Below are 8,402 nucleotides of genomic sequence, written 5' to 3'. Positions count from 1 at the left end.
GCGATCCGGCGGTGCCCGAGGCCGATCAGGTGGTCGCCCAGCGCCCGGCCGCCGTCCTCGTTGTCGGGCAGGACCGCGTCGACGCCGAGTGCGTGCCGGCCGATGACCGCCACCCGGCCGCCGAGGCCCTGGAAGGCCGACAGCTCGGCCTTGGCCTCCGCCTCGACGCGCAGGTCGCTGTAGCCCGAGCCGGCGATGATGATGATGCCGACCCGCTGCGCGATCAGGTGCCGGATCTGGCGCAGCTCGTGGTCCGGGTCGCGGCCGGAGTGGCAGATCTGCACCAGCAGGCTCTGCTCGTCGGCGACCTGGATGACCCCGCCCGCGATCTCGGAGAAGTAGGGGTCGTCCACCTGGTGCACGACCAGCCCCACGGTGGAGCTGGCGCCGCCCGCGAGGGTCCGCGCGTAGGGGTTGGCGACGTAGCCGAGCTCGCGCGAGATGTCCCGGATCCGGTTGGCGACCTCCTCGCTCACGCCGTCGCGGCCCGCCAGGGCGCGGGAGGCGGTCGCCAGTGAGACACCGGCACGCTCGGCGACGTCGGCGAGGCGCAGCCTCGGGCCGGGTTTGGGCATCCGTCCACTCTCCACGGAACTCGGACCTGTGTGGTCACCGAACGTCAGGCTCGTGTTACCGAGGCTATTGCCAGTGACACGAGACTCAGCCTAGGCTACGTAAGCGCTTTCGTAAGCGCTTACGTCCCGGGCAAAGGAGCTTCCGAGGATGCGTTCATCACTAAGGCGTACCCGCTGGGCCACGGCCCTCGGCGCGATTACGATCCTCGCCCTCGGCGCGTGCAGCGACGACGGCGGCGAGGCGGAGTCCACCGGCGATCCGATCGTCGTCGGGATCTCGTTGCCGCTGACCGGGGACTTCTCCGAGCCGGGCAAGGGCGTCCAGCAGGGCTACCAGGCCTGGGCCAAGATCACCAACGACAAGGGTGGCCTGCTGGGCCGCCAGATCGAGCTCAAGGTCCTCGACGACCAGTCCAACGCGGACCGGGTCGTCGCCGACTACGAGCAGCTGATCGGCAGCGACAAGGTCGACCTCGTGGTCGGCCCGTTCTCCACCCGCCTGGTCGTGCCCTCGGCCCGGGTCGCGGAGGAATACGGCATGCTCTTCGTCGAGCCGGCCGGCGCCGCCAAGGAGGTCTTCTCCCAGGGCTTCAAGAACCTGTTCTACGCGGCGCCCGCGGTGGCCGGCGACCACTACAACCACCTGGCCGACTACCTGCTGGCGATGCCGGCCGGCCGGCGGCCCGCGACCGTGGCCTACGCGGCCATGGACGACCCGTTCGCGCAGGGCACCGCCTACGGGCTCAAGGCCAAGCTGGAGGCGGCCGGGTTCAAGACCGTCGTCAACGAGGTCTATCCGCCGAACACCACCGACTTCAGCAGCATCGCGGCGAAGATCGCGGCCTCGAAGGCGGACATGGTGGTCGGCGGCTCGCAGTACCAGGACGGCGTGAACCTGATCGTCGCCCTGCAGCAGCTCGACTACCAGCCCAAGCTCGCCGCGTTCTCCGGCGCGCCGACCAACCCCGAGTTCGCGGCGGCCATCGGCAACAAGACCGAGGGCGTCCTGTCGCCGACCGGCTACAGCCCGCACGCGCCGTACGCGAGCAACAAGGAGTTCGTCGAGAAGTTCAAGGCGCAGTTCGGCAAGGAGCCCGAGGAGGACCAGGCCAACGGCTACACCGCCGGCCAGGTCGTCGCGGCCGCCGTGACCGCCGCGGGCTGCGCCGAGCAGGGCGACTGCCAGAAGAAGCTTGTCGACTGGGTGCACGCCAACAAGGTCGAGACCGTGGTCGGCCCGCTCAGCTGGGACGCCGACGGCCGGCCGCAGGGCGCGCACATGATCCAGCAGTGGCTCGGCGGCAGCATCAAGATCGTGCTGCCGGAACCCGTCAAGGAGGCCGACCTGCTCTATCCGAAGCCGGCCTGGTGAGTCCTCGATGCCCTCCGGTGGCTTGCTGTTCCAGAGCGTCATCCTCGGCCTGCTGCTGGGAGGGCTCTACGCCCTCCTGGCGGCGGGGCTGACCCTCTACTTCGGCATCATGCGGGTGGTGATGATCGCCCACTCGGCGTTTCTCATCCTCGCCGCGTACCTGGCCTGGTGGTCGCACGAGCGGCTCGGCACCGACCCGCTGCTCTCGATGATCGTCTCGGTGCCGCTGTTCTTCGGCGCCGGCGTCCTGCTGCAGCGGCTGCTGCTGTCGCGGCTGCGCCCGATCACCCTGACCATGATGTCGGTGCTGCTCACCTTCGCCGTCGCGCTCATCATCGAGGGCCTGCTCGGCTACGCGTTCACCGGCACGCAGCGGCGCATCCAGCTCAGCTACGGCACGGCAAGCATCGGGCTGTTCGGCGCCCGCATCGCGGTGGTCAAGCTGATCGCGTTCGGCCTGGCCGTCGTCTCGCTGGCCGCCCTGTACCTGCTGATGAAGAGGTCGGCGTTCGGGTGGGCGCTGCGGGCGACGATCCAGCACCGCGACGCGGCCCGGCTGGTCGGCATCGACACGGAGAAGGTCGCCGGCTACGGCTTCGGCCTCGGGCTGGCCACCGCCGCGGTCGGCGGCACGGCGCTGTCGCTCGACACCACCATCTACCCGTCCCTGCACTGGCACTGGATCGGCCCGCTGATGGCCATCATCGTGGTCGGCGGGCTCGGCAGCGTGCCCGGCGCCGCGGCCGCCGCGGTCCTGCTCGGGCTCATGCAGAGCCTGCTGCAGATCCCGATGGGCACCACCTGGGCGCAGACGATCTTCTACCTGGCGCTCTTCGTGACGCTGGCGTTCCGGCCGCAGGGATTCTTCGGAGGCCGCCTTGCCCAGCGTTTCTAAGCGGGTCCTGACCGGCGTGGGGCTGGTGGTCCTCGCCGCGGCGGTGCTCTCGTTCCCGAGCCTCGCGCCGAACCCCTACATCCTGTCGGCCGGCATCGTGGTGCTCAACTACGCGGTGCTGTCGACGTCGTGGAACTTCGTCGGCGGCTTCACCGGCTACATCTCGCTCGGCCACGGCGCCCTGGCCGGCCTCGGCGGCTACGGCACCGCGCTGCTGGTCACCCGAGCCGGGCTGCCCAGCTTCGTGGCCCTCGCCGTGTCCACCCTGCTGGTCGCGGCCCTCGCGGTGCCGATCGGCCTCGCGGCGCTGCGGGTACGCGGCGCGTCGTTCGTCATCGTCTCCATCGCGCTGGTGCTGATCCTGCTGCTGGTCTTCCAGAGCTGGGCCTCGGTCACCGGCGGCTCGCGGGGACTCGTGGTGCCGCGGCCGTTCCCGGGCCTGCTGCGCCCCGAGCACCACCGCGTCTTCTACTACCTGTTCGCCGCCCTGCTGGCGCTGGCCCTGCTGGCCTGGTGGCTCATCGACCGGTCCCGCTTCGGGCTCGGCCTCAAGGCGATCCGCGAGGACGAGGACAAGGCGGAGGCGCTCGGCACGCCGACCTTCGCGTACAAGTTGATCGTTTTTGTGATCTCGGTGGGGTTCACGGCGCTGGCCGGCGGCCTCTACGCGCTGTGGTTCGGCGACCTCGACCCGATCTTCCAGTTCTCCATCCTCACCGGCTCCTACCTGGTGCTGATGGCGCTGCTCGGCGGCGTGCGCAACCTGTTCGGGCCGTTCACCGGCGCGGTGATCGTGGGCGTCGCGCTCGAGTACTTCAAGGGCCGGTTCGGCAACACGCCGCTGCACCTGGTGGCGACCGGGCTGCTGCTCGGGCTGGTCGTGATGTTCATGCCCGACGGCGTGCTGCCCGCGCTCGGCGGCCTGCTGCGGCGGTTCCGTGGATCGCGGCAGAGCTCGATCCGCGAGGTCAGCGCCGCGGAACTGCGCGACGAACGCGAGCGGGCGGAGGCGAAGCGATGAGCCTCGAGACCAGCGGCCTGCGCAAGGCGTTCGGGGGAGTGGTGGCGCTCGACGGCGCCACCGTGAGCTTCCGGCCGGGGCGGGTCAACGCCCTGATCGGGCCGAACGGATCCGGCAAGACCACGTTCTTCAACTGCGTCACCGGGATGATCCGGGCCGACGGCGGGCGGATCACGTACGCCGGGCGGGACATCACCCGCAAGGCCCCGCACGCCATCGCCCGGGCCGGGGTGGGGCGCACGTTCCAGCTCTGCCGGGTCTTCCCGCGCATGACGGCGCTGGACAACGTGCTGGCCGCCGTGCGGCCGGGAGGCCTCATCGGGGGGATGCGGGGCGCCCGGCACCGCGCCGAGGTCGACCGGGCGCGCGGCTGGCTGACCCGGCTCGGCATCGAGCACCTCGCCGGCGTCGAGGCCCGGAACATGTCCTGGGGCCAGCAGAAGCTGCTCGAGCTGGCCGGCGTGCTGATGGGCGAGCCGGACACGGTGCTGCTCGACGAGCCCGCGGGCGGCGTCAACCCGGCGCTGCTCACCCGGATCGGCACCCTGGTACGCGAGCTCAACGCCGAGGGCCGCACCTTCGTCATCGTCGAGCACAACATGGACCTGGTGATGAGCATCAGCGACCACATCGTGGTCTTCGACCGGGGCCGCCCGATCGCCGAGGGGCCGCCCTCGCTGATCCGCACCGACGAACGCGTGTTGGGGGCATACCTTGGCGTCTGAGATCGAGCTCGTCGACGTCCAGGCCGGCTACGGGCGCGCGGCGCCGGTGCTGCGCGGCTTCAGCGTCGCGGTGCCCGCCGGGTCCGTCGTCTGCCTGGTCGGGCCCAACGGCGCCGGCAAGTCCACGGTGCTCAAGGTGGCCGGCGGGCTGCTGCGGCCGAGCTCCGGGCGCGTCCTGGTCGGCGGCGCAGACGTCACCGGCACCGGCCCGCAGCGGATGCTCGCCGCCGGCGTGGCGCTGGTGCTGCAGGGCCACAGCGTCTTCCGGGAGATGACCGTCGCCGAGAACGTGCTGCTCGGCGGCTACACCATCCGGGACAAGGCCAGGATCGCCGAGCGCACGGCCTTCGTCCGGGACCTGTTCCCGGTGGTCGCGCAGCGGTGGGGCGCCCTGGCCGGGCTGCTCTCCGGCGGCCAGCAGAAGCAGGTCGAGTTCGCCCGCTCGCTGATGGTCGACCCGAAGGTGGTGCTCCTCGACGAGCCGTCGATGGGGCTCGACCCGAAGGCCACCACGATCATCTTCGAGCAGGTGGCGCGGATGCGCGACGCCGGGACGGCCGTGCTGCTCGTGGAGCAGAACGCCCGGCGGGCGCTGCAGACCGCCGACATCGGCTGCGTGCTCGATCTCGGGCGCGTGCACGTCTCCGGGCCGGCGGCCGAGCTGCTGGCCGATCCTCAGCTCGGCGAGCTCTACCTCGGCGGACGCCCCGCCGAGCCACCCGTCGTACCGAAACGGTGAGCCCACCCGCGCGGAAAACCGATGCAACTTCGTTCAGAGGAGGGGTCAACGATGACCAGAACCGGCCGTGCGCTCGTCGCCGTCGCCGCGGTCCTCGCGACCGGCGCCGCCACCGCACCGGCTCAGGCAGGCGGCACCGGCCCGCACGACGTCCACCCGTCCCTGCGATCAGACCTGGTCGCCTTCTACGACTTCGACCACCCGATGCCCGGCGACCCGGCCCTTGAGGCCGACCAGGGCCGCTCCGGCACCGAGATCGAGCTGATCAACGGCGGCGCCGCCATGCGGGTACCGGACCGGGCCTATCCCGGTGGCCACCGGGTGCTGCAGACCCGGCCGGTCGCCGGGACCGCCACCGACGACTGGAAGGCCGGCATCTGGTCGTCCAGCGGGGTCCGCACCCTGCGCGCCTTCAACGCGGTCGAGGGCGTCACCGTGATGGGCTGGTACAAGCGGTCGATGGACGCCCCGGCCGCCGGGTTCAACGCCATCGGGCTCACCGGGGTGCTGACCGGCGACTCGGACGGGCACGCCGTCCGAGCGCTGCTCGAACTGATCGACGTCAACGGCACGCTGCGCCTGGTCGCCCTGGGCCGGCGGATCGACGGCGGCAACTCGCAGACCTTCGCCGCCGACCAGGACTGGCGGGTCCTGCTGCCCAAGGACGAGTGGGTGCACCTGGCCGCGACGTTCGACTTCACCGCCGGCACCATGGCGCTCTACCGCAACGGGAAAGCGGTCGAGGGCTTCTACACCCGCACCGACGATCCGTGGCTGATCAACGGGCCCGGGCCGCACGTCACCACCGCCACCGATCCGCGCGGGATCAAGATCGGCGGCAGCTTCCCCTGGCAGGGCTCGCCGGACCGAAACCCGTGTGACTGCCGGATGGACGCGCTCATGCTCCTCGACCGCTCGCTGTCGGCGCGCGAGGTGGCGAACCAGTACCGCTTCATGAACCGGGGGTAATCATGTTACGCAGGTTCCTGCCCGTACTCCTGCTGCTACTGTCCACATTGGTGGGATTTCCCGCCGCGGCCCGGGCGGCCGACGGGGCGATATACGACCCGATTCCTACGGAGCCGGTTACTTCGCGGCTCGCCCTGGTGCTCTCCGAGTACGCGAGCTTCCCGCAGTCGTTCACCGACCCGCCGCTTGTCGACCAGCGGCTCAACCGGGTCGCCCGGATCAACACCATCATGGAGGTGCCGGACGGATCCGGCCGGCGCGCGGTGCCCGACCTGAACGGCAACCTGTACTTCGTGGAGAACGGGGTGCCGCACGTCTACCTCGACGTGGCCGCGGCCTTCCAGCCGGAGTTCTTCTCCGGCCGCGGCCTGGGTCAGGGCTTCGGATACGTCACCTTCCACCCGGACTTCAAACGCAACGGCCTCTTCTACACCATCCACACCGAAGAGGCGGCCATCACCGCCGACGTGCCGGACTACCGGCAGGCCAACGTGCTCTACCACGGCGTCATCGACGAGTGGAAGGCCACCGACCCGGCCGCGGACACGTTCGCGGGCACCCACCGCGAGGTGCTGCGGATCGGCTTCGGCGGCCAGATCCACGGCATCCAGGAGATCAACTTCAACCCGACCGCCCGGCGCGGCGACGCCGACTACGGCAACCTCTACCTCGCCGTGGGCGACGGCGGCCAGGGCGTCGGCAACACCGACCCGCAGAACCTGACCATGCCGCACGGCAAGCTGCTGCGCATCGACCCGCTCGGCACCAACGCGCCCAACGGCAAATACGGCATCCCGCCGTCGAACCCGTTCGCCGGGCAGCCGGACCGGCTGGGCGAGATCTACGCGTACGGCTTCCGCGACCCGCACCGGTTCAGCTGGGATCGCGGCACGGGCCGGCTGTACCTCGGCCACATCGGCGAGCACGCCATCGAGTCGATCTACGACGTGCGGCCCGGTGACAACTTCGGCTGGAGCGACCGGGAGGGCGCCTTCCGGTTCGACCGGGCACCCGCGAACCCCTGCGACCGGCTCTACCCGCTGCCGGCCGACGACGCGGGCTACCAGTACCCGGTCGCCGCGTACGACCACAACCCGCAGCCGGGCTGGAACTGCACCTCGGACGTCGGCGTGGCCGTCGCGGGCGGCTTCGTCTACCGCGGCCGGGACGTGCCGGCGCTGCGCGGCAAGTACGTCTTCGGCGACCTGGTCAACGGGTGGGTCTTCTACACCGAGGCGGACGAGATGCGCCGCGGCCGTACCCCGGCCACCATCCACCGGATGAACCTGTTCGACGCGGCCGGCGTGCCCGTGCGGATGCGGGACCTGTCGTCGCCGGGCGCGCCCGGCGACCCCAACCGGGTCGACCTGCGCTTCGGCACCGACACGCAGGGCGAGCTCTACCTGCTGGCCAAGGCCAACGGCAAGATCTGGAAGGTCACCGGCACCCGCACCTTCGCGGCGGCGTCGCCCGGCACGACGAGGGTCCACGACACCATGCGCCCGGCCAACTGGGCGCCGGTCACGCCGTCCAAGTGGAGGTTCACCGGCGACAAGGTGATCCTCGCGGAAGCGGGCACGGAGCGGCCCGGACCGCGCCGCCCCTTCGAGTACGCGGTCCTGACCGCCGGCCCGGTGCTCTCCTCGGTGGAGATCAAGGGGAGCGTCCGCATCGACGAGCCGGTCGAGATCAGCAACCGGGACGTGATCATCGTCTTCGGCTACCGGTCGGACACGGAGTTCTACTACGCGCACCTGTCGACGGACAACACGATCTACCCGCACAACGGCATCTTCAAGGTCAACAACGCCGATCGGGAGCGCATCGACTACGAGTGGAACGGCCGTTCCCGCGGTGCCAACCCGGCGATCGTCGACCGAAGGTGGCACGACGTCAGAGTCACGCATCTGCCTGCCACCGGCGAGATCGCGGTCTATCTGGACGGTTCGAAGGATCCGCTGATGACGGCCAGGGACACCACGTTCGGCTCCGGCCGGGTGGGCTTCGGCTCGTTCGACAACATCGGCCGCCTGCGTGACCTCGGGGTCACCGGCACCCCGGCGGCCTGACCGGTGGGCGGGCCCGGCGTCACGTTCGCCGGGCCCG

Annotated in this window: 8 protein-coding genes; 7 read left to right on the top strand and 1 reads right to left on the bottom strand. The window is 70.8% G+C overall.

The genetic code is table 11. The features are described 5' to 3' along the window. Window positions 1-575, bottom strand: a 575-nt coding sequence (locus AB0F10_RS42235) for a LacI family DNA-binding transcriptional regulator (protein ID WP_360639254.1), incomplete at its 3' end; no start/stop codon positions are given. Between the two features lie 148 nt (window positions 576-723). Here AB0F10_RS42235 and AB0F10_RS42230 point away from each other — a divergent pair. Genes AB0F10_RS42230 through AB0F10_RS42200 form a run of 7 tightly spaced genes read left to right on the top strand, consistent with a single transcriptional unit; the run spans window position 724 to window position 8,365 of the window. Beyond that, window positions 724-1,947 carry an amino acid ABC transporter substrate-binding protein gene (locus tag AB0F10_RS42230; RefSeq protein WP_360639251.1) on the top strand — a complete coding sequence of 408 codons (1,224 nt, stop codon included), beginning with the start codon at window positions 724-726 and terminating at the stop codon, window positions 1,945-1,947. Between the two features lie 7 nt (window positions 1,948-1,954). Next, window positions 1,955-2,842 carry a branched-chain amino acid ABC transporter permease gene (locus tag AB0F10_RS42225; RefSeq protein ID WP_360639248.1) on the top strand — a complete coding sequence of 296 codons (888 nt, stop codon included), beginning with the start codon at window positions 1,955-1,957 and terminating at the stop codon, window positions 2,840-2,842. Continuing rightward, a complete protein-coding gene (locus tag AB0F10_RS42220; protein ID WP_360639246.1) occupies window positions 2,826-3,863 on the top strand; it encodes a branched-chain amino acid ABC transporter permease in 1,038 nt (345 codons plus the stop codon). The genes AB0F10_RS42225 and AB0F10_RS42220 overlap by 17 nt, the downstream gene beginning before the upstream one ends. Then, window positions 3,860-4,588 (top strand): ABC transporter ATP-binding protein, encoded by a 729-nt coding sequence (locus tag AB0F10_RS42215; RefSeq protein WP_360639243.1) that lies wholly within the window; start codon window positions 3,860-3,862, stop codon window positions 4,586-4,588. Before AB0F10_RS42220 ends, AB0F10_RS42215 begins: the two co-directional genes overlap by 4 nt. Next, a complete protein-coding gene (locus tag AB0F10_RS42210) occupies window positions 4,578-5,327 on the top strand; it encodes an ABC transporter ATP-binding protein (RefSeq protein ID WP_360639240.1) in 750 nt (249 codons plus the stop codon). Before AB0F10_RS42215 ends, AB0F10_RS42210 begins: the two co-directional genes overlap by 11 nt. A gap of 51 nt (window positions 5,328-5,378) precedes the next feature. Continuing rightward, entirely contained in the window at window positions 5,379-6,296 is a 918-nt protein-coding gene (locus AB0F10_RS42205; RefSeq protein ID WP_360639237.1) for a LamG-like jellyroll fold domain-containing protein, read from the top strand. Window positions 6,297-6,298: 2 nt separating this feature from the next. Next, a complete protein-coding gene (locus tag AB0F10_RS42200) occupies window positions 6,299-8,365 on the top strand; it encodes a PQQ-dependent sugar dehydrogenase (RefSeq protein WP_360639234.1) in 2,067 nt (688 codons plus the stop codon). Window positions 8,366-8,402 lie beyond the last annotated feature (37 nt).

Origin of the sequence: Actinoplanes sp. NPDC026623 (assembly GCF_040638275.1) — a bacterium.
Classification (GTDB): Bacteria; Actinomycetota; Actinomycetes; order Mycobacteriales; family Micromonosporaceae; genus Actinoplanes.
The sequence above is the reverse complement of the archived record's forward strand: the minus strand, read 5'-3'. Positions and strand labels throughout refer to the sequence as shown.

Excerpts from the sequence above, each read along its gene's own strand:
- AB0F10_RS42230 (WP_360639251.1), top strand. The coding sequence starts at position 724 with ATGCGTTCATCACTAAGGCGTACCCGCTGGGCCACGGCCCTCGGCGCG.
- AB0F10_RS42225 (WP_360639248.1), top strand. The coding sequence starts at position 1,955 with ATGCCCTCCGGTGGCTTGCTGTTCCAGAGCGTCATCCTCGGCCTGCTG.
- AB0F10_RS42200 (WP_360639234.1), top strand. The coding sequence starts at position 6,299 with ATGTTACGCAGGTTCCTGCCCGTACTCCTGCTGCTACTGTCCACATTG.
- AB0F10_RS42205 (WP_360639237.1), top strand. The coding sequence starts at position 5,379 with ATGACCAGAACCGGCCGTGCGCTCGTCGCCGTCGCCGCGGTCCTCGCG.
- AB0F10_RS42215 (WP_360639243.1), top strand. The coding sequence starts at position 3,860 with ATGAGCCTCGAGACCAGCGGCCTGCGCAAGGCGTTCGGGGGAGTGGTG.